The organism is Arthrobacter ramosus (assembly GCF_039535095.1).
Lineage (GTDB): Bacteria > Actinomycetota > Actinomycetes > Actinomycetales > Micrococcaceae > Arthrobacter > Arthrobacter ramosus.
In genome coordinates this window covers 1,589,581-1,609,030 of record NZ_BAAAWN010000001.1, presented here as the reverse complement: position 1 = coordinate 1,609,030, position 19,450 = coordinate 1,589,581, and the positions used below count along the sequence as shown (strand labels likewise).

The following is a 19,450-nucleotide window of genomic DNA, read 5'->3' as shown; positions in this document are numbered from 1 at the left end:
CCTTCGTGGATGGACGCTTCGTCGTCAGGCGCGCAGGCCTGCCTCGCGCATCAGCGGGAAGACCTGCTCGTGCAGCCGGTCGAGGCCCTCGTCGTAGTCGACGAGGCCGGTGCAGATGCCCGTGATGCCCGAGGCCTGCAACTTCTGCAGCTCCTCGACGACCATCTCGGGGGTACCAGTGATCGGCATGAGTGCCGCGCGGCCAAAGGCCCTCACCGACTCGTCACGCTTGTAGTCCTCGGATTGCTTGTATTCATCCCAATTGAAGCTCTGGGTGCCGCTCCGGATGATCTCGCGATAGCGAAGCGCGCTCTCCCAGTCGGTGCTCTCAGTCACGTAGTCGGCGTAGGCGCGTGCTTCCTTCTCGGTGTCCTTGACGATGATGTGCGCGCCCGCCCACAGGCCGAGGTCCTCGCGTCCGGCTGCGTCGGCTTTCTGCCGGATTTTCGGTGTGAGCTCGCCGCTGTGCTCGACGCTGGCAACTGATGCGAACAGGACGTTTGCGTGCTTGAATGCGAACTCCTGCCCTGCGGGGCTTGAACCGGCGCTCATCACCATCGGGCGGGGGGACTGCACGGGCTTCGGGTGCGCCTGCGCACCCTTCAGATTGAAGAATTTGCCGTCGAAGTCGAACTCTTGCTCCTCGTTGGCCCACAGGCGCTCGGCGATCTCAATCCACTCGTCGGCGAGCTCGTAGCGCACGTCGTGCTCGGGGAGTTCCACGCCGAAGATGTCGTATTCGGGCTTGAAGTAACCCGCTGTTACGTTGAGGCCCATGCGGCCGCCGCTGATGTGGTCAATGGTGGTTACCATCTTCGCGCCCATTACAGGGTTGATGAACTGCACGTTGCATGTGGCGATGATCTGGATGTTCTGCGTCACCGCGGCCAGTCCCGCTGCCCAGGTGAACGTCTCGAACTGACGCCCCCAGGGCCGGTCGGGTCCCGCGAGCCCCTGCCAGCGCGCGATGGGAATGAATCCGTCCAGCCCGTACCGGTCCGCCTTCTGCGCGAGATGCTGAACTTCACCCCAGTTGCCAAGCTTGATGGTGTTGTCGGCGAAGTTCAGGCCGCCCTGCCCCGTGGACACGTTCGCGCCGAAGATCGCGACCTTGAAAGTGTTGTCGCCTCCAACCATCGGGCCGTTGCCACGCTCGACTGTGTAATCGGCGACAAAGTCGCGATCGACGGGATGCTCAGTGGAAGTTTCGTTGGATGCGATGCTCATAATCGCCGTCCTTTCGGGAAGATGGAAATTGGGTGTAGAACTAGTTGAATTTCTTACGACCGGAAGGGTCACGGTTTAGATTTGGGACGCATCCCCAAGGGCGTGCCAGCGCCGGTTGTGGTAGACCAGCGGATCTGCGGGTGCCGCGTCACCTGACAGGAACGGTGACGCCTGGAGCGCCTCGACGGCCACGATGGACGACCCCCCGGCGGCCATCGTGTTGATGATCCTGCCCCGGATCCAGACCTGGGCCTGCACGAAGTAGGGCTCGCCCGTCTCCAGGCGCGACCAGAGAGACCTGTCAGCAAAGCGGTCGATCCCGCTGGTGGCGCAGAGTTTGGCAATGTCCACTTGTTCAGCGCTCAGTAGATGCACGACGACGGTGTCTGCGCCGAGAATGGTCGGAGTGCTGGACGAAAATTCCGATACCGAGAATGCCAGGATGGCGGGTTCGGCACTGGCCGAAATGACAGACGTTGCTGTCAGGCCGACCGGCCCATTTCCCGCATCGGCAGTGATGACAGCGACACCACCGGGATGGTTGCGGAATGCCGCCTTGAATTCGTCAGCAGTGATGGCCGGTTCAAGTCTTTGGGTGATGGATAAGCTCACCGGATCTCCTTTGATATCAGTGCGCCGGCTTCACTGCCGGCCCTTGCTCAGGCTTCAACGTTAGGTGTGTAGGTGAGGTAAGCGGCATGGCAAGACATGCCAAACAGATGGGAAATCGCGTCAGGCCAGGGCCTCTTGTGAATACATGGCGTGGGATGCAAAGCTGGTGACGTGCTTCACATGCTGGGCCGCTGCGACTCCTCGCCCTGGGACCCTGAAAGCTGGAGCGCCTCTTCGTCAACGGTGAAAGGGGGCAGCAGTGAAACTAAGCTCTTACCAGAATCTGCGGCTACCTAACTTCAGCGTTCACGGACTCTGCGCAGTGTTGAAGGACGCAGATCTTGACTGGCAAACTGCGCTCAGAAACGCAGAAATCGACCCCGACGCGATTGACCGCCCGGGAGGCACTATTCCTGCGAAGAAGGAGTTGGCCTTCCAACTACAGTTCGTCGCTCTCACAAAAGATCGTGTCGATCTCTGGGTGAAGGCCGCCCGGGCCTACACACTGGGATCCTTCGGTATTCGCGGTTTGGCCCTGGCTACCGCGCCGACCATTGGGGCCTGGGTAGAAGCTGGCAGCTCAACAGACTATGCCCCCGGCCTGATGGAAATTACGCCTCTCCGGATTTCGGATGGCACGGTGACTGGGATGGAGTACACCTACCCCGATACCCCTGAAGAGCTCATCCCGTTCAGCATCTACCGCGATTTCTGCGTCGTTGCCCGAACTTTCACGTGGATGTACGGCAGCCCTTTCCCCTTCACCCGTGTCGAATTCCCCCTCGCAGAAGCCTCCCCCGAGGTCTTCCCCTACGTCCCCTGCGCCATCGACTGCGGATCCGACGCATTGCGGCTCTGGTGGGCTCCCGCAACATCGGAACACGAGCTCCCCTTCGGTAACGCCTTCCAACACGAAGCATGGCTCAAAGCGGATCACCAGATTCTTGACAACCTTCGGGCAACCGGCGATTGGCCCGACACTGTCATAAAGACCATCAGGGCCGCCCCCGAACTCAACCGCAAACTGGCAAATGTGGCCGCAACACTTCGCGTCTCCCCCCGCACCCTGCAACGCAAGCTCGAACTCACCGGTGACGACTTTGCCCAGCTCCGGGACAAGGCCCTGCGTGACCTCGCTGCCGATCTGCTCTCGAAGACGGATCACTCTGTCGCACGGATATCCCGCACTCTGGGCTACACGGACCCAACGAGCTTCACCATTGCCTTCAAACGATGGAATGGGATGCCGCCGACGGCCTACAGAGAAGCTTCCCGATACAAGAACAACGCACGGTCCAAGTTTTAGCCGCCCGCGCTGTGCATGGCGTCTGCGGCCCGTATCAGCGCAAGGTGGGAGAAGGCTTGTGGGAAGTTTCCCGCCATCCGTTTTTCGTTCATGGAATATTCTTCGCTGAGCAGGCCGAGGTCATTGGAAAGTCCTACCAGGGCGCCCATGAGATGCGTCGCGTCTTCCCGCCTGCCTGAGCGTGCGTACTGTTCCACCAGCCAGAAGGAGCAGGCAAGGAAGGGATGCTCCCCCGGCGCCAACCCGTCGACGCCGGTCTCAGTGCGGTAGCGCATCAGCAGCCCTTCAGGAGTGAGTAGCTCCTTCTCCAGCTGGGCGACGGTTCCCAGCATCCGCTCATCGTCGTAGGCGAGGAAGCCGACCTGCGGCAGGACCAGCAGGGCCGCGTCCGTCTGCTCACCGCCGTATGTCTGGGTGAAGGAGTTAAGGCTTTGGTTGAATCCAAGATCCTCTATCTCTGCGGCCAGCCGATCCCGATGCCGCTCCCAGTGGTCGAGCGGCCCGGGCAGTCCGTGGTCGCGCACAGCCCGGACTCCGCTGTCATAGGCAGCCCACATCATGACCCGGGAGTGGGTGAAATACTGCGGTGCGCCCCGCATCTCCCACAACCCCAGGTCTTTGTCTTCGAAGTGTTTGTCCACTGATCCAAGCAGGGCGCGCTGCAGGGCCCAGGAGAAATGGTCCTCCTTGCCCCCGGCGAGACGGAGCCTCTCAAGTACCACCATGACCTCCCCCACAACGTCTGCCTGATGCTGGAAGACGGCTGCGTTTCCGATTCGAACGGGCTTGGCGTCCTGATAGCCAGACAGGTGCGGGAGTTCCTTTTCCGTGAGGTCGCGTTCGCCCCCTACGCCGTACATTATTTGCAGATCTTCCGGATCGCCGGCGAGCGCACGCAGGAGCCAGCTGCGCCACTTAAGGGCCTCGGATTCGTAGCCGTGCGTCAACATGGCTTCGAGTGTCAACGATGCGTCGCGCAGCCAACAGTAGCGGTAGTCCCAGTTGCGGGGTCCGCCAAACTCCTCTGGCAGGGAGGTGGTGGGAGCAGCGACAATGCCGCCCGTCTCATAGTGGGTTAGGGCACGCAGGACCAGCAGTGAACGTTTGACCGCACGCTGATAGGGCCCCTCGTAGCGGCAATTGCCCGCCCACGTGGTCCAGTAGTGGATGGCGTCGTCCAGGGCTGCGTCGATGTTAATGGCTGGCGGCACGTCCTGGTAGGAAGGGAACCATGTCAGGTGGAACTCCACATTCCGTCCCTGCTGAACCGTGAACTCCCCCGCGTGCCGGTGGTCTTCGGCCTGCGGAAGAGGGGTGCCCCGCAAAGAAAGAGCGTCCGGACCGGACATGGCGAGAAGTATTTCCGCACCGGGGTAGATGCTGTCGCGGATCCTGCTCACCCAAGGCAGGACGGTGGCGTACTGGGGCCGAATCCTTATCTCGTGACGCATGGGGACTGTCCCGCTGAGTCCGGTGACCCGCCGGACCAGTGATGGCTGGGCGCCCCCTACCGGCATAAAGTCCGTCACCAGGACCTTGCCCGAATTGGTCTGCCACGTTGTTTGAAGAACGAACGTGGAGTCCATATAGTGACGATCCACCACGACGGCGTCAGCGGGGCTCGGGGCTAGCAGCCACCTGCCATGCTCTTCATGCCCGAGCAGGGAGGCAAAGACAGAGGGCGAGTCAAAACGGGGGAAGCAGAGCCAGTCCACGCTGCCCTGCCGGGAAACAAGTGGTCCGGTGTGGAGATCCGAAAGCAGCGCATAATCCTCAATCCGGGCAGCCATGCTTCACTCAATCACAAGATGAAGAATCTCCATAGACCTTGCGGCCGCAGCTGCCAATCAAGGGGCAATTACCGTGCTGGGGCGTTGCGTTGGCCCGGGGTGCAGACAAAGAACTGCGGCTGCGCGACCGGTGCAAACGGAACGATGAGCCACTGGCTTCCGTAGATCTCCACGTAGGAGTCGGAAGGGCAAAGTGTGAAGGCTTCTTCGCGTGTCATCTCGTTCCCTCTCCTTTTTGCGTTGTTTCGGCTCCATTGTGGAGCCTTGTTCAGCTTCAACGTTAGGAGCCTGCAGCGCTGGAGCGGCATGACAAGCAACGCCAAGTGGATGGGAAACTGCGCCAAATGTCCCTGTTTGTGCCTCGGGGATCCCCCGGGGATGCAAAGCTACCAACGTGACTTCACGAGCCTTCTGATACTCGGATTTGCCGAGGCGCTTTCGAGCAGGAGCCCGTCCCTCCACAAAGAAGAGGAGTGCGATGCATCCCCGAACTGGTCCTGGACCTTCTGAGGCGCCCCGCTATGCCTGCGGCAGAGCGGAGCAAAGGTGAAAGGCGGAACCTATCAGAACCTGCGGGTGCCAAACTTCAGTGTTCACATACTGCGTGGACTGCTTGAGGAAGCGGACCTGGATTGGCGGACTGCGCTGGCGAATGCGGAAATAGACCCTGACGCGGTCAACCGCCCGGGAGGTACTATTCCTGCCAGGAAGGAGCTGGCCTTCCAGCTTCAGTTCGTCGGTCTCACAGAAGACCGTGTTGATCTCTGGGTGCGGGCCGCGCGTGCCTACTCACTGGGCTCCTTCGGGGTCCGAGGACTGGCCTTGGCTACTGCGCCCACCATTGAGGCATGGGTAGATGTTGCAAGTACAACTGACTATGGCCCAGCTTTGTTCGAGCTGGCATCGCTGAGGACGACGGATGGCGCGGTAACGGGGATGGAGTTCACCTACCCCGATGCTCCGGAAGAGCTGATTCCGTTCAGCGTATACCGGGACCTTTGTTTTATTGCCCGGAATTTTACCTGGCTTTACGGCAGCCCGTTCCCCTTCACACAGATTGAATTTCCTCTCGCAGAAGCATCCCCCGAGCTTTCGGCAAACGTCCCCTGCAGCATCGACTGCGGCACCGAAACGTTGCGGTTGTGGTGGGACCCGGCAACGTCGGCACAGGAACTTCCTTTCGGCAATGCGTTTCAGCATGCGGCCTGGATTAAAGCAGATACCCAGATTGTGGACACCCTCAAGGCGACCGGAGACTGGGCGGACACTGTCGCGAAAACCATAAGGGCCGCACCCGAGCTCAACCGCAAACTGGCAAACGTGGCCGCAACACTTCGGGTTTCCCCGCGGACCCTGCAGCGCAAGCTCGAACTCACGGGGGACGACTTTGCCCAGCTGCGGGACAAGGCCTTGAGTGACCTCGCCGCAGATTTGCTCTCGAACACGGATCTTTCGGTGGCGCGGATATCCCGCAAACTTGGTTATACCGAGCCAGCCAGCTTCACCATCGCCTTTAAGCGGTGGAAGGGGATGCCGCCGTCGGCCTACCGGGAAGCCTCCCACTACAAAACCAACGCCAAATCCAGAGCGTAAGCCTGCCCCCGCGCCCCTCCTGACCCTGACGCACCTTGGCGTACATTCGCATGTGAACGGCGTTGAATGCCGTGCCGGACGGGGGGCGGCCCAACTTAACGTTGAAGCCTGCACAAGTCGGGCAAAGAAGCCGGCTTCTTCCGCGGGATACAACGCATGGCGTCGACGCCGTCGGCGCATCGCACCAACGGTGGGCGCCCGGTCCCTCAGATCTCATGCGCTGCTCGCCCCAGCCAGTAACGAACCCAGCGACTGCTGGGCATTAGCCAAAAGGTAGTCAAAGATGACACAAACAATATCGGTCGAGTCCCGCACCGGCCGCAGCATACCGATCATTGCTCTGCTCATGCTGAGCGGCATAACACTCGACATCCAGTACGGGATCCTCGCTCCGCTCATTGGGGTCATTGCTAAAGAATCAGGCCTCACGGGCTCAGAAATCGGCTGGGTCCTAAATGCGCTGATGATGGGCAGCGTAATTTCCGTCAGCCTGACCGCCCGCATGGGTGACATCTTCGGGCATCGCAAAGTCCTCATCGCGCTGATCTTCCTGGCACTGGTGGGATGCGCCCTGGGTGCAACCGCCAACGGCTTCTGGCCTCTGGTCGCGGGGCGATTCCTCATGGGCCTCGCGGTCACCATTCCGCTGAGCTGGGGACTCCTGCGTCCACGGGCTACGGCCCGGCAAATCCGGCTGGTCTCGCTGGTGCTCTCGACAGTGATGGCAGTCCTTGTACCGCTCGCACTTATTGCCGGCGGCCTCATTGTCGGATTGGGCTTGCCCTGGGAGACCGTCTTCTGGGTGACCTTCGCTTTGTACGGCGCCATGCTGATCCTGGCCTTGAAGTCCCCTGAGACACCTGCCGCCGCCCGTGCTGTGGTTCAGTTGGACTGGTTTGGTGCGCTGGGGCTCGGCGTGTGGGTCACAGCACTCCTGGTCGGCATTGCTGAAGGGCCCGGCCAAGGCTGGACATCCCCGCTGGTGCTTGGTGCATTCGTCGTAAGCGCGGTGACATTGGCTGCATGGACCATTCAGCAGCGACGCGCGCAGGAGCCGCTGGTGTCATTCCGCAACATGGATATCCGCCAGACGCTTATCGGATACTCCGGAATTCTCCTGATCAGCCTGGTTGGCCAAGGCATCTTTATCGTACTGCCGGCATGGCTGCAGACCCCGGCTTCTTCCGGCTACGGCCACGGCCTTTCCGCCCTGGACTCCTCGCTCGTACTGCTCGCTATGATTCCCGGGGCGGCACTGGGGTACCTCTGGACCCGGTGGGGCCTTCGGCACCTGGGACCAAAGACCGTCCTGGTCATTTCCGGATCCGCTGCCGTCCTCGTCTTCCTCGGACTCGCCCTGGCCCAGGGCCAGGTGTGGCTGTCCTGGCTGTGGGTGTTCCTGTACGCACTCACAATCCTCAGCTGCCTGACCACCGGATACACCCTCGTTGCAGCCGCAGGCCGCCAGGACAACATGGCCGTGACCGTGGGCATGCAAAACATCATCCAGTTCGTTGGAGCGATGATAGCAGTCGCAATCATCCTGAACGCGCTGGTCCCCGGTGCCGACGGATTCATTCCGCAGACAACCTTTGCCGGTATCTACATCGCATCCGCCGTAATTATCGCGGTCTTCGTGATCGTCTGGGCGGTGCTGGCACCCAAGCGCATCACTGATCTGCATGCAGTCGACACAGAGACCGATCCCACGAAGGTTCATGTTGCCAGCCACTAGAAGGACCTAAAGCTGATCCTGGCGGCGTGCCGCCAGGAGGTGAGCCCCGTCGTCGGGGCCGGTGAGTAATTCGCCCACTAAACCGCGGGTTGCTCACCGGCCTCACAGGCCCAAAAAACTACTACACAACGGACACCAGAATGATGTACCACAAGCAGGATGAGTGGCTTCCCCTTGTTGGGGAAACCGTACAAATAAGACAGTATGGCCGGTTTGTCCGGACAGGGACGGTCGACGCCGTCACGGCCGACGACAGGATCCTTTGGCTAGGGGCGGACGGTGTGAACCAGCGTCAATTGATCAGCAAAGCCGAAGGATTCGAGGTCTGGATGACCTACAAATGGGAGACCGCCAACGCCGGAAGGTGACTTTCCACCGTTAGCCCGCCTCAAGCACCAGCAAGCAGTAAAACCTTGAGCAAGCATGACTGGCTATTGATAATGCATTTTTTAGGTGAATCGTTTCAATAGTTCGTATCACGAGAGTCATTTACAAATAGTGTGAGTTTTATCTTGACGGGTGATCTATGACACAAGTACCGTCGGCATAGCACCCACCAGATCGCTAAGCAAAGAAGCTGGCGGAAAGCCATCCTGTATCCCGGTCCTCAACGACGCCGACCGAATCCATGGGAGGCCCGGGGACGCACGCTTCTGAACGTGCGAAAGAACCGCAAGGAGAAAAATGCGAACAACGAAGTCGCGAATCATGTGGACTGCAGGATCGACCGCGGTGCTGCTGGCCCTGGCTGGTTGCGCTGAAAGCGCCAGCAGCCAGAGCCCCAGCGACACTGTCGCGATCGACGTCGGCAAAAACATGAAGGTCAACCTGAAGACCAGCCCCAACCTCAAGGTCGCCGTTTTTATCCCCGGTGTCGCCAACGCTTACGGGCAGGCGCAGGAGCTGGCCGCGAAGGAGACCGCCAAGCAGCTGGGCATGGATATGACCTTGTTCGACGGCGGCTACAACCCCAGCCAACAACTCAACCAGATGCAGACGGCGCTGGCCTCAGGCCACTACGACGCCGCCGTGGTGCAGGCGCTCGACGGCACGGTGGTATGCAAGACCATCACCGAGGATTACCCCAGGGCAAACATCCTTGTGGTGGACAATGTCACGCCGTTGTGCGAGTACGGCACCAATCAGACCGGCAAATCGGTTGACGAGGTCTGGGCGCCGGGCACTATGAACTTCGTCGGCAGCAATAATACCCGCGCCTACATCGACGGCTGGTTCGCTGCTGCGGCGAAGGCGAACCCCGGCAAGCAGAAGGTGGTTGCTGTTCTTGGTCCCGCAGTCGCCGCGCAAACTCGCGTCATCGAAGTTGCCTTAGCGAAATTCTCGTCGGACAACCCGGACTACACGGTCGACAAGATCTACACCGACTACACGACGACCGGGGCGTTTAACGAGACCCAGACGTACCTCCAGGGCCACGCGGACACTACCCTCATTTTGTCCATGTACACGCCGGACATCTCTCAGGGCATCGTCAAAGCTGCAGAAGGCGCCGGCCTTCTCGGCAAAATCCACATCGTGGATCAGGGTTTCGGCGAGTTTTCGCTCCAACAGATAGCGTCAGGAAATATCCAGTTCTCTACGCTGTTTTTCCCTTACAACGGGATAAAGGTATCGCTTGAGGCCATTGCCTCGGCTCAACGCGGGAATGCAGGCCCCCGTTTTGTCGATGACTCGGTCATCGGCACTGCGAAGAGTCCTTTCACTGTCACGAAGGACACCATCACCGAGCTTCCCGCCGAACTGCGGTAGTCCCGGAATGCAAGGAGGCGGGCGCGCCCTCTCACGGCACGTTGCCCCCGTCGGCGCGCCGTCACTCCCCAGTAGCGTCGGCACACCACAAGACATCACGATCGCGAAGCAAGAAGCCCGCGACACATCACATCCCGGCTGCCTAAGGCGCCGGAACGAGGTAATCAGGAGAATTATGCGTACAACGAAGTCGCGGGCCATGCTGGCTGCGGGATCCACGGCAGTGCTGCTCGCCCTGGCGGGTTGCGCTGGAAACACCGGCGCTAACCCAGGCAATCAGGGCCCAGCCGGCACGGTCGCAATCGATGTCGGCAACGACATGAAGGTCAACCTCAAGACCGGCCCGGGCCTTAAGGTCGCAGTTTTCATCCCCGGTGTGGCCAATGAGTTTGGCCTGGAGCAGGAGCGGGCGGCAAAGGAAACTGCCCAAGAACTCGGTATGGACATGACCTTGTTTGATGCAGGCTATGACCCGAACAAGCAGCTCAACCAAATGCAGACAGCGATGACATCCGGTAAGTTCGACGCTGCGGTGGTAATGGCCCTCGACGGCGTGATGTCCTGCAAACTCCTCACCCATGACTTCGCCAAGGCCAATATCCTTACGTCGATTTCAGGCTCGCCCCTCTGCGACGACGGCACAAATAAGGCCGGCAAGTCAGTTGACGACGTCTGGGCCCCCGGCACGTTGAACTTCGTGGGCAGCAACACCACCCGCAATTACGTCGACGGCTGGTTGGCGGCCGCAGAAAAGGCCAACCCGGGTAAGCAGAAAGTGCTTGCTGTTCTTGGCCCGGCGGTCAACACCCAGACGCGTGTCACAGAAGCCGCAATGGCAAAGCTAACGGCGGACAACACCGACTATTCGGTTGACACGATCTACACCGACTGGACGACGACTGACGCCTACAACAAGACCCAGACCTTCCTGCAGGGCCATCCGGACACCACCCTCATCCTGTCTGCGTCCTCGCCCGACCTCACCCAAGGGGTCATCCAGGCTGGAAAAGACGCCGGTCTTTCGAAAAAGATCCACATTGCGGACGTCGGTTTCGGCAAATTCCAGATCCAACAATTGCAAGCCGGCAACGTCCAGCTCTCCACTATGCTCTTCCCTTACAACCAAATGAAGGCAAACCTCAGCTCCATCGCTGCCGCCCAACGAGGGGACGCAGGCGCCCGCTTTGTGGATGACTCGGTCATTGGCACCGCAAAGAATCCCTTTGTGGTCACAAAGGAAACGATCTCCGACCTGCCCGCCGAGCTACGCTAGCGCCGCAGTTCGCCCAACCTAGGGCTGGGGCGGCGTTCGCTCAACGCCGCCCCAGCCCAATAGAGAAAGTAGAACTGGCAATGGAGCCTTCGCAATCGGACCAGGTTATCGCCGTCGCGCTTAAAGCGGTGTCGAAGACCTATGGTGCCACCCGGGCATTGATTGATGTGGACGTCGAGATCCAGGAAGGAACGGTACATGCACTGATCGGCGAAAACGGAGCGGGCAAGTCCACTGCGTTGGGCGCGATCGCCGGCCGCGTCGACTTTGATGGAGGTGTCGTCGAAGTCTTCGGTGAACCGCTTGAAGCGGGAAATCTTCGCGCTGCGCGCCGGAACGGCGTCTCGGCCATCTATCAGGAACTTACGATCGTCCCGCATCTGGATGCAGCGGCCAATGTATTCCTAGGGTCCGTTCTGTCGCGGTTCGGAGTTCTCTCCAGCCGCGAAATGCGTCGCCGTTACGTCCAACTGTGTGCCGAGCTGGACGTCCGGGTCATACCTGCCGGCGTTCCTGTTGGCTCCCTCTCGGTGGCAGAGCAGCAGTTGCTCGAGATCATGCGGTCCCTCGTGGTCGAGCCTCGCGTCATCCTCTTCGATGAGCCCAGCGCTTCGCTTGCCGTCGAGGAACGCGAGGCGCTCTATAAAGCGATCGAAGGGTTACGCAAACGCGGCGTCACCATCGTGATCGTGAGCCACAACTTCGACGAAATCGAACGGCTGGCGGACTGGATAACGGTTTTCCGCAATGGCCGGGCCATCACCACGAGCAGGCGCGGGGAGAAATCCCGGGCCGAACTCGTGCGCGCGATGCTCGGTGAGCAGCGGGGTGACCAGACGCTTGGCCGGGTACTCATGGACAAACCGGTGGAAATACACTCAAGGCCGGTCGAGACGGGTGTGGCCCCGATTCTTGAAGTGGTTGGGCTCACCGTCCCGGGAGCCCTCGAAAATATCGACCTGGAAGTGAAGCCCGGGGAAATACTTGGCATCGCAGGTCTGGTGGGTTCGGGCCGCTCGACATTGCTGCGGGCAATCGCTGGCGCCGAACCCACCGCACGGGGAACCATCCGTCTGGCGGGCGCGGAGTCACCCTGGCCGCGGACCGTGCGCTCCGCGCGCAAACTTGGAATCGGCTTGATCCCCGAAGATCGCAAGGGAGAGGGGCTCGTTTTGCTCCGCAGCGCCGCGGACAACATCGCACTCGCAAATCTTGGCGCGGCCTCATCCGGCGGCGTGATCGGGCGGCGGAAACTCCGTGCGATGGTCGCCGAGGCAGCCTCACGGCTGAACTTCCCCGTAGCCCGACTCGGTGAACGCAGCGACAGGTTCTCGGGCGGCAATCAGCAGAAGTTGCTGATGGCACGGTGGCTTTACGACCGACCCCGAGTCCTCCTCGCCGACGAGCCCACACGCGGCATCGACGTCGGCGCCAAGGGCGAGCTCCTGGAGACTTTACGCGTGATGGCGGCGGATGGCATTGCCGTGATCATGGTTTCGTCCGAGCTTGAGGAAGTGTTGGCGGTGTCCGATCGGGTGCTCGTTGTCGCCAAGGGCCGCAGCATGGGGCTCATTGAGCCAAACGGTGATCAGCAGATCGCCATGGAAGACGTACTACAAGCAGCATTTGGAATGAAGGAGCACGCATGAGCGCCACCATCGACCGGGACACCACCCCGGATAGCACCGTTACTCCCAATGTGACGGCAAACAGGAGGCTCAACCTGCGGGAGCGAGCAGCAAGCCTCGGGATGGTCTGGGTGCTCATCATCCTCGTCATCACGGCGACCATCCTCAATCCCCGCTTCCTCAACATGGGAAACCTGGTCAACATCCTGACCCAGAACGCCCCCGTCGGCATCATTGCCGTAGGCATGACATTCATTATCATCGCAGGAGGTTTCGACCTTTCGGTGGCCGCAGTGCTCGCTATCGGCGGAGTGTCCTACGCAACCCTGTCCCACATGATGCCCGCGGGGCCAGCCATACTCATCACGCTGGTGATCGGATTCCTCCTCGGCCTGATCAACGCCCTTCTCATCACAAAAGCCAAAGTAAATGCGTTCATCGCTACTCTCGCAACGGCCTCATTATTCAGCGGCCTCACCTTGCTGTACACGAACTCCAAACCTGTTTCCATGGCAACGGGCGGCTACGATTTCCTGTCTGCTGAGGACTTCCTCGGAGCTCCGCTCTCCGTCTGGCTGCTTGCGGTCCTCGTAGCAGCAGGGTGGTTCGCACTTTCCAAGACCGTATACGGCAGGGGAATCTACGCCATCGGAGGCAACAACGAAGCCGCAAGGCTGGCCGGACTGCCCGTGATCTCACTTCGGGCAAGTACCTACGTGCTGACAGCTATGCTCGCCTCACTCGCGGGAATCGTTTTGGGGTCGGTCATCGGCGTCGGACAGCCGGGCGTGGCCGTTGGAGTCACACTTAACTCGATCGCGATCGTTATCATCGGCGGAACTTCATTGCTCGGCGGAGAAGGCGCCATGTGGCGGACGCTCGTCGGCATCCTGATCTTTGGAACCATCAACAACGTCTTCGACATCCTCGCATTTCCACAAGCAACACAAGAGGTCGCCCTCGGCGTGATCGTACTCGCCGCCGTATCACTGGACGCCTACACCCGGTCACGTAAACGCTCAGGAGAAGCCTGACCTGTCAGGACAACGGCAGCTGCGAAAGAATCCAATATCAGAGAAGGAACATGAATATGTCACGTTTGACCGGAAAGGTCGCCATCATCACCGGCGCAGCCAGCGGAATGGGGCTCTCCGCCCTCCAGCTCTTCGTGGCCGAGGGGGCGCGGGTAGTGGCCACGGACATCTCCGCGGAGGCACTGCGACAGGCGGTCGATGAAGTTACGGCTAACGGTGGCGAGGCAATCGCCCGCACTCACGACGTCTCTTCCATTGAGGACTGGAATCGTGTGGTAGATGACGTCCTGGCGGAGTGGGGCACGATCGACATCCTGATCAACAATGCCGGCATTGCCCTGCCAAAGGGTATTCTCGACGCCGAGCTGGAGGACTGGAACAAGGTCATGGCCATCAACGCCACCGGACCCTGGCTCGGGATGAAGAGTGTAATCCCCACTATGCAGGCCGCCGGCCACGGTTCCATCGTGAACGTCTCGTCGATCGCCGGGATTATCGGTGGTGGCGCCGGGGACGGCGGCGGCGCGGCATATTCCGCCTCGAAGGGTGCGGTCCGGTCCTTGACAAAGCACGCTGCCCAGTGGTTTGCAAAGGACAGCATCCGGGTCAACTCGGTGCATCCCGGTCCGATCGACACCGGCTTGACTCGTGGCTACGGATTCACCAAGGAATCGCTGGCCAACCCTGGAACCGTTCCTTTGCCGCCCCACGCCGGGGAGGCCTCCGACGTCGCGTACGGCTTGCTCTATCTTGCCTCGGACGAGGCCAAGTTCATCACCGGAACCGAGTTAGTTATCGACGGCGGATTCATCTCCCAGTGAGAAAACCCGCTTTCCTACTGAAACCTTGGGGACGAAGACTTCCCCTCCACTGAAAGGATCACGACGACGCGCTCCCCCGATACCGAACTTGGCCTGGCTGATGACCGCGACCATGCCGCGGATGGGGCGAGTTCCCGCACGAAGTTTGGTCACAGCGCCCCTGGGATCCTAAACCCACCTCGTCCGCGAACGCGTCGAACGCGGGCTCCCGAACCGCTGGTTCGGAAGCCCGCGCAGATTACCTCAGATCTCGAGGTCAAGGATGGCGATGTCGGTATTCTTGCGGAACTCGAGGATATACATCGCCACGTCTATGTGGGTGGCATCTTTCGAGAACACCTCCAGGGCGGCGCGGTCTTCGAGTTCGGCGACGAGGCCAAAGTCGAAGTTTCCCTCGATTCCAATGTCGATACCTGCCCTCAAAGAGCGCAGGCCGGGGATCACGCCGACGAGTGCTTCCAGGCGATCCACCGCCTCCTGCACGCGCTCGAGTGGCGTTCCTTCGCTGACGCGGAATAAAACGATGTGCCGGATCATGATGTTGTCCTTTAGTTAGCGGCGTAGCCGCCTTCGATGTCCTTGCAGGTATCGGTCACGAACCGCGACTCGCAAACGGCAAGATGATGTTGGCTTGAAGTCACCGCGTGATGCGCGGATCGACTCCATATTGGGCCGGAGCGCCGAGATGATCGCGCAGGGTGGCGCCGTCATATTCCCGGTGGAAGAGCCCGCGATCCTGGAGGATAGGCACGACGCCGTCGACGAAGGCATCGACTCCGCCGTCATAGATGTCCGGGGATACCCAGAAGCCGTCGACGGCGTCGGCTTCGAACCATTCCTGCATGTGGTCAGCGGCTTCGGCGGCCGGTCCTACGATGACTGGGTGGTAGTCGATGACGCCATGCGCGAGTATGTCGCGGACGGTCCAGCCTTGACGCGCGATCTTCAGTGCGTGGACCGAGCGGGGGTCGCCCGGTGATGGTCGAGCCTCGGACAACTGCGCCGCCGAGAGCGGTTCATCGAGGCGAGCGGGATCAAGGTAAAGGCCGAGCATCCGCCCGAGATAGGCCGCGCGTTGAGGGAACGTTCGTCCGCTCAGCGTGATGCGGCGATCGAGGCCCTCCCGTTTATCGGCGGTGATCGTCGTCATCAGGCCGGCGAAGAACTTGATCTCGTCCGGGTTCCGCCCGGCGCGTTTGGCCGCTTCACGGAACGCGGCGCGCTGTGCACGCGCATCGTCGATCGTGAAGGCCGCGCCGATGACGGCGTTGGCCCAGCGTCCGGCGAACTCGTGGGCGTTCGGACTGCCTCCGGCGTGGAAGACTACGGGTTGCCCCTGTTCGGACGGAGGAATGTACAGGGGCCCGCGGGAGGCGACATATTCGCCACCAAGGCTGATCGGGGCGACCTGCTCCGGGTCGGCGAAACGGCCCGTGGCCTTGTCGTGCACCCAGGCGGTCTCGCCCCAGCTGCCCCAGAGAGCCTGCACGAGCTGGACTGTCTCGTGTGCTCTTCCGTAGCGTTCCGGGCTGGACGGAATATGTTGGCCGTAGTTGGCGGCGACGTCTTCGCCGCTGGAGGTGACGGCGTTCCATCCCGTCCGTCCGTGACTCAGGACGTCGAGTGCTTTGAACTGTCGGGCGAGGTTGAACGGTTCGTTGAAGGTAGTGGAGCCGGTGGCGACGAGGCCGATATGGCTGGTTTCGCGGGCGATCGCTGCCAAGGTGACCATGACGTCGAGATTGAAGTTGGGTGGCTCGTTTGCGATGTCGCCGACGTGGGTTGGGCCGTCGGGGAGGAACAGAAATTGGAGTTTTCCGCGCTCGGCGGCTTGGGCGTGCCGAACTTTCGCGTCGAAGCTCGTATAGCTTGTGGGGTCGACCGCTGGGGCGCGCCAGGCGCCAGGCAGGTTGCCGTACCCGTTGCCCAAGTGCATGCCGATGAGAATCTGTCTGGTCATGATGTCTTCTTTCCGTGTGTAAATCTGAGCTGTCGTCGCTTCGAGTGCGCTCTAGGTGTGGGCCGTGTAAAAGGACCCGTTGTTAGGGAGTCCGAGGTCGACGCTGCAGGCCGTACTGGCGGTCGACGCCGAGATTTTCGCGGAGTGTTTCGCCTTCGCAATCGGTGCGGAACAGGCCGCGCTGCTGCAGGACCGGAATGACTCCGTCGACGAAGGACTCCATTCCCTCGGGAATGACACCGGGGATGATCAGGTAGCCGTCCGGGCATCAGCTTCGAACCATTCCTGCCGGTGATCGGCGATCACCTCGGGGGGACCGACAGGGGCAGGGAGGTAGTCGATGACAGCGTGGTGGAGCACCTGACGCACGCTCCAGCCTTCCTTGGCGACCTCAAGCGCGCTGGGCGATCGCGGGTCACCCGGTTGGCGCGCGCGACGGCCAGCTGATCAGCGCGCAGTGGGGCGTCGAGGTCGCTTGGCCCCACCGGCAGGCCGAGGATCTGGCCGAGATGGCGCACCTGCTGCTCGATGATTCGGCGGCGTGGCGCACTGCTGAGCGCTGGTGCCGAGCCTCCTCTGTAGTGAAGACCTCGCGGATAAGGATGTCGGCGTAGCGGCCGGCGAAGGCGAGGCGGTGCAGGCTCGCGCCGGCGTGGGCCATGACCTGCTGGCCCTGCTTGGACGGCGGGATCTCAAGTGGGCCGGGGGGAGACGTAAGTTCCTCGGAGGTTCACGGGCGAGATTTTGGACAGGTCGGTGATTGTTGATCAGGGTGTCCACCTTGCCGAACGCCTCAACGGCCTTTGAAACGACGTCGACCCAGTCGCTCTCCGTGGCGATGTTGTACTTGAGCCCGATGACTGCCTCGGATCCAATCGCTTCATTGATCTCTGCGACCGTCTCCTCAGCAGCGCGTCGTTGACCTCTGTGGCGACGACCTTCGCGCCTTCATGGGGGAAGGGCTTAGCCTCTACCGTGCCTTGTCCGCTGGCCCCTGTGATGATTACTGCCTTGGTTTCTAGACGTCCCATGATGTTCGCCCTTTATTGGCAGATGCTAGTTGTGTGCTGCGCGGTTGATCGCGACAGTTTCGTCGAGCGACGGCATCTTCTCGAAAGAGCCGAAGTACTCGATGAGACGGTCACGCGTGATCGGGGCCTTGTCTTTCTCCGCCGAGGCAAGTGCCTTGCCGAGGTCCTCAAGGCCCAGCTCGGTGCAGTATGCCGGGGTGCCCGGCTGCTGGCGCCACGAATCGGCGATCACACCGGCGTCGAAGGGATCGAAACCGGTGTCGTCGACGAGCTGCATAACCGTAGCGCGAGCCTCGGCGGAGTCCGCAGCGACAGGGATAGCAATTCGGCCAGCGGATCCCGCGGGGAGCCCCTTGGTCTGCTGGGTACCGGCGAGTGCTGCATTCCACGCCTTCACAACGGGACGACCAAGCTGTTCCTGGCTCCATTCGCTTTCGACCTGTCCGTTGTCTACTGCCTCAACCGGGCCCATCATGTAGGCGTAGTAGTTCGACGTGTCGACGACGATCGTGTCCTTAGACACACCGGCCACGAGATCGGCGAGATCCGGTTGTACCGAGAACGGGATCGCGAGCACGATCACGTCGCGGTCCGTGACCGCGGCGTCCACCTCGGCGGCACGCGCGCCCGCGGCGAGGACTTCTTCAGCGACGACTTCCGGTCCGCGGGCGTCAGCGACGAGAACGTCGTGTCCTGCTTCGCTGAGACGACGTGCGAGGTTGCCGCCGATAGCTCCAGCGCCGATAACAGTGATCTTCATAGGTGTTTCCTTCGTACGTTGGTCCCACACGACAGGTGCGGATTGGATGTACACTTATTCGTGTACAAGAAGACTAACCCATGTACACGTAAATGTGTACATCTTGGTTTTGGATGGATCACCCGATGGATAGGACAACCACCATGGCCAGTCGCTTGGCGAATCCGCTTACGATCCCGGCCGAGGAGGATTTCAACTTGTTCGCCGTCATGTTCGCGCTGAGCGATCCCACCCGGCGCGCGATCGTCGAGTTCATCGCCGCGGAGCCCGGCACCGGGTGCAGCGGCTCTGACTTCGGAGTCTCGAAATCGGCCCTGACACGGCACTGGCGCGTCCTCCGCGAGGCCGGAATTATCAAACAGGAAGCACAGGGCAACCGGCACAGAAACTGGCTCCGTCGAGAAGAACTCGACCGGCGATTCCCCGGCCTGCTGGCCCTAGTCCTGGACGCGATTGCCGAGGCATCCTCCAACCCGTCGGACCCTGCGACAAATCCCGGCCAAAAGGTCTGACACTGCCAGAACCCAAAGTGCGTGGCGGCAAACGTCTCACTGCCTCTCTCGCCGACAGCCCATCGAGTGGTGCAGCGCGGCAGCTGGAGGTGACTTTTGAGCTGTCCATAACTGGCAGTGAAGACCATTTTTTGACGGGGCCATCTTTGTCCACGAGGACGCGCCTGTGCGGGTCAGCGTGGTTTTGCCGCCAGAACCAGTAGGCATCGTCGTCATTACCTTCGTGGCCCGTTCCAGTAGTTGAACGGTGCGGGGTTTCAGGCCGCTTCGAGCCCGCCAGCTTCACCGCCGCGTCCGGCCGCTGCCAGCTTTCGTGCAAACGTAGCGCCGATAGTGCCTGTCTCCATGTTGATTTCCTTCCAGATGATGTTTGATTGAAGTCACCGCGTGACACTGTA

The 19,450-nt window shown here is 61.0% G+C and carries 18 protein-coding genes and 1 pseudogene; 10 read left to right on the top strand and 9 right to left on the bottom strand.

Translation table 11 applies throughout. The features are described from left to right. Positions 1–24 precede the first annotated feature (24 nt). Entirely contained in the window at positions 25–1,227 is a 1,203-nt protein-coding gene (locus ABD742_RS07565) for an LLM class flavin-dependent oxidoreductase (protein WP_234752170.1), read from the bottom strand. A gap of 75 nt (positions 1,228–1,302) precedes the next feature. Beyond that, a complete protein-coding gene (locus ABD742_RS07560) occupies positions 1,303–1,839 on the bottom strand; it encodes a flavin reductase family protein (protein WP_234752168.1) in 537 nt (178 codons plus the stop codon). Positions 1,840–2,098: 259 nt separating this feature from the next. Between ABD742_RS07560 and ABD742_RS07555 the strand changes: the two genes are divergently transcribed. Next, positions 2,099–3,145, top strand: a complete 1,047-nt coding sequence (locus tag ABD742_RS07555; protein ID WP_234752167.1) for an AraC family transcriptional regulator — start codon at positions 2,099–2,101, stop codon at positions 3,143–3,145. Here ABD742_RS07555 and ABD742_RS07550 read toward each other — a convergent pair. Together ABD742_RS07550 and ABD742_RS07545 are read right to left on the bottom strand one after the other, a co-directional pair. After that, positions 3,142–4,935 (bottom strand): glycoside hydrolase family 15 protein, encoded by a 1,794-nt coding sequence (locus tag ABD742_RS07550; protein WP_234752165.1) that lies wholly within the window; start codon positions 4,933–4,935, stop codon positions 3,142–3,144. The genes ABD742_RS07555 and ABD742_RS07550 overlap by 4 nt on opposite strands. 68 nt (positions 4,936–5,003) lie before the next feature. Next, complete coding sequence (locus ABD742_RS07545; protein WP_234752161.1) at positions 5,004–5,153, bottom strand: hypothetical protein; 150 nt, start codon at positions 5,151–5,153, stop codon at positions 5,004–5,006. A 328-nt stretch (positions 5,154–5,481) separates the two neighbouring features. Here ABD742_RS07545 and ABD742_RS07540 point away from each other — a divergent pair, with 328 nt between their 5' ends. The 8 genes from ABD742_RS07540 (at position 5,482) to ABD742_RS07505 (ending at position 14,789) form a co-directional block, all read left to right on the top strand. Next, complete coding sequence (locus ABD742_RS07540; protein WP_234752159.1) at positions 5,482–6,528, top strand: AraC family transcriptional regulator; 1,047 nt, start codon at positions 5,482–5,484, stop codon at positions 6,526–6,528. Positions 6,529–6,811: 283 nt separating this feature from the next. Then, positions 6,812–8,263, top strand: a complete 1,452-nt coding sequence (locus ABD742_RS07535; RefSeq protein ID WP_234752157.1) for an MFS transporter — start codon at positions 6,812–6,814, stop codon at positions 8,261–8,263. Between the two features lie 140 nt (positions 8,264–8,403). Then, positions 8,404–8,631, top strand: coding sequence for a hypothetical protein (locus tag ABD742_RS07530; RefSeq protein ID WP_234752156.1), 228 nt, complete (start codon positions 8,404–8,406; stop codon positions 8,629–8,631). 364 nt (positions 8,632–8,995) lie between these two features. Further along, positions 8,996–10,033 carry a sugar ABC transporter substrate-binding protein gene (locus tag ABD742_RS07525; RefSeq protein WP_234752154.1) on the top strand — a complete coding sequence of 346 codons (1,038 nt, stop codon included), beginning with the start codon at positions 8,996–8,998 and terminating at the stop codon, positions 10,031–10,033. A 175-nt stretch (positions 10,034–10,208) separates the two neighbouring features. Then, positions 10,209–11,306, top strand: a complete 1,098-nt coding sequence (locus tag ABD742_RS07520; protein WP_234752152.1) for a sugar ABC transporter substrate-binding protein — start codon at positions 10,209–10,211, stop codon at positions 11,304–11,306. Positions 11,307–11,386: 80 nt separating this feature from the next. Next, complete coding sequence (locus tag ABD742_RS07515; protein WP_234752151.1) at positions 11,387–12,955, top strand: sugar ABC transporter ATP-binding protein; 1,569 nt, start codon at positions 11,387–11,389, stop codon at positions 12,953–12,955. Beyond that, positions 12,952–13,968, top strand: a complete 1,017-nt coding sequence (locus ABD742_RS07510) for an ABC transporter permease (RefSeq protein WP_234752149.1) — start codon at positions 12,952–12,954, stop codon at positions 13,966–13,968. Before ABD742_RS07515 ends, ABD742_RS07510 begins: the two co-directional genes overlap by 4 nt. 56 nt (positions 13,969–14,024) lie before the next feature. Then, the gene (locus ABD742_RS07505) at positions 14,025–14,789 is read left to right on the top strand and encodes an SDR family NAD(P)-dependent oxidoreductase (protein WP_234752147.1); all 765 of its coding nucleotides are present in this window, start codon (positions 14,025–14,027) and stop codon (positions 14,787–14,789) included. Positions 14,790–15,032: 243 nt separating this feature from the next. On the opposite strand, the gene ABD742_RS07500 is transcribed toward ABD742_RS07505, so the two are convergent. From ABD742_RS07500 to ABD742_RS07485, 5 genes and pseudogenes are all read right to left on the bottom strand, one after another. Beyond that, positions 15,033–15,326 (bottom strand): Dabb family protein, encoded by a 294-nt coding sequence (locus ABD742_RS07500; protein WP_234752146.1) that lies wholly within the window; start codon positions 15,324–15,326, stop codon positions 15,033–15,035. Positions 15,327–15,426: 100 nt separating this feature from the next. Continuing rightward, positions 15,427–16,749 carry an NtaA/DmoA family FMN-dependent monooxygenase gene (locus tag ABD742_RS07495; RefSeq protein ID WP_234752144.1) on the bottom strand — a complete coding sequence of 441 codons (1,323 nt, stop codon included), beginning with the start codon at positions 16,747–16,749 and terminating at the stop codon, positions 15,427–15,429. 415 nt (positions 16,750–17,164) lie between these two features. Next, positions 17,165–17,410, bottom strand: a complete 246-nt coding sequence (locus ABD742_RS07490) for a hypothetical protein (RefSeq protein WP_234752133.1) — start codon at positions 17,408–17,410, stop codon at positions 17,165–17,167. 110 nt (positions 17,411–17,520) lie between these two features. Further along, positions 17,521–17,652 (bottom strand): annotated as a pseudogene (locus ABD742_RS24310) (hypothetical protein); the annotation flags it as partial. Between the two features lie 153 nt (positions 17,653–17,805). Further along, entirely contained in the window at positions 17,806–18,540 is a 735-nt protein-coding gene (locus ABD742_RS07485) for an NADPH-dependent F420 reductase (protein WP_234752131.1), read from the bottom strand. Positions 18,541–18,665: 125 nt separating this feature from the next. Between ABD742_RS07485 and ABD742_RS07480 the strand changes: the two genes are divergently transcribed. Then, the gene (locus ABD742_RS07480) at positions 18,666–19,052 is read left to right on the top strand and encodes an ArsR/SmtB family transcription factor (RefSeq protein WP_234752125.1); all 387 of its coding nucleotides are present in this window, start codon (positions 18,666–18,668) and stop codon (positions 19,050–19,052) included. Positions 19,053–19,450 lie beyond the last annotated feature (398 nt).

Coding starts and splice junctions, on each gene's coding strand:
- ABD742_RS07565 (WP_234752170.1), bottom strand. CDS start 1,227: ATGAGCATCGCATCCAACGAAACTTCCACTGAGCATCCCGTCGATCGC.
- ABD742_RS07550 (WP_234752165.1), bottom strand. CDS start 4,935: ATGGCTGCCCGGATTGAGGATTATGCGCTGCTTTCGGATCTCCACACC.
- ABD742_RS07545 (WP_234752161.1), bottom strand. CDS start 5,153: ATGACACGCGAAGAAGCCTTCACACTTTGCCCTTCCGACTCCTACGTG.
- ABD742_RS07535 (WP_234752157.1), top strand. CDS start 6,812: ATGACACAAACAATATCGGTCGAGTCCCGCACCGGCCGCAGCATACCG.
- ABD742_RS07530 (WP_234752156.1), top strand. CDS start 8,404: ATGATGTACCACAAGCAGGATGAGTGGCTTCCCCTTGTTGGGGAAACC.
- ABD742_RS07520 (WP_234752152.1), top strand. CDS start 10,209: ATGCGTACAACGAAGTCGCGGGCCATGCTGGCTGCGGGATCCACGGCA.
- ABD742_RS07515 (WP_234752151.1), top strand. CDS start 11,387: ATGGAGCCTTCGCAATCGGACCAGGTTATCGCCGTCGCGCTTAAAGCG.
- ABD742_RS07510 (WP_234752149.1), top strand. CDS start 12,952: ATGAGCGCCACCATCGACCGGGACACCACCCCGGATAGCACCGTTACT.
- ABD742_RS07505 (WP_234752147.1), top strand. CDS start 14,025: ATGTCACGTTTGACCGGAAAGGTCGCCATCATCACCGGCGCAGCCAGC.
- ABD742_RS07500 (WP_234752146.1), bottom strand. CDS start 15,326: ATGATCCGGCACATCGTTTTATTCCGCGTCAGCGAAGGAACGCCACTC.
- ABD742_RS07495 (WP_234752144.1), bottom strand. CDS start 16,749: ATGACCAGACAGATTCTCATCGGCATGCACTTGGGCAACGGGTACGGC.
- ABD742_RS07490 (WP_234752133.1), bottom strand. CDS start 17,410: ATGGCCCACGCCGGCGCGAGCCTGCACCGCCTCGCCTTCGCCGGCCGC.
- ABD742_RS07485 (WP_234752131.1), bottom strand. CDS start 18,540: ATGAAGATCACTGTTATCGGCGCTGGAGCTATCGGCGGCAACCTCGCA.
- ABD742_RS07480 (WP_234752125.1), top strand. CDS start 18,666: ATGGATAGGACAACCACCATGGCCAGTCGCTTGGCGAATCCGCTTACG.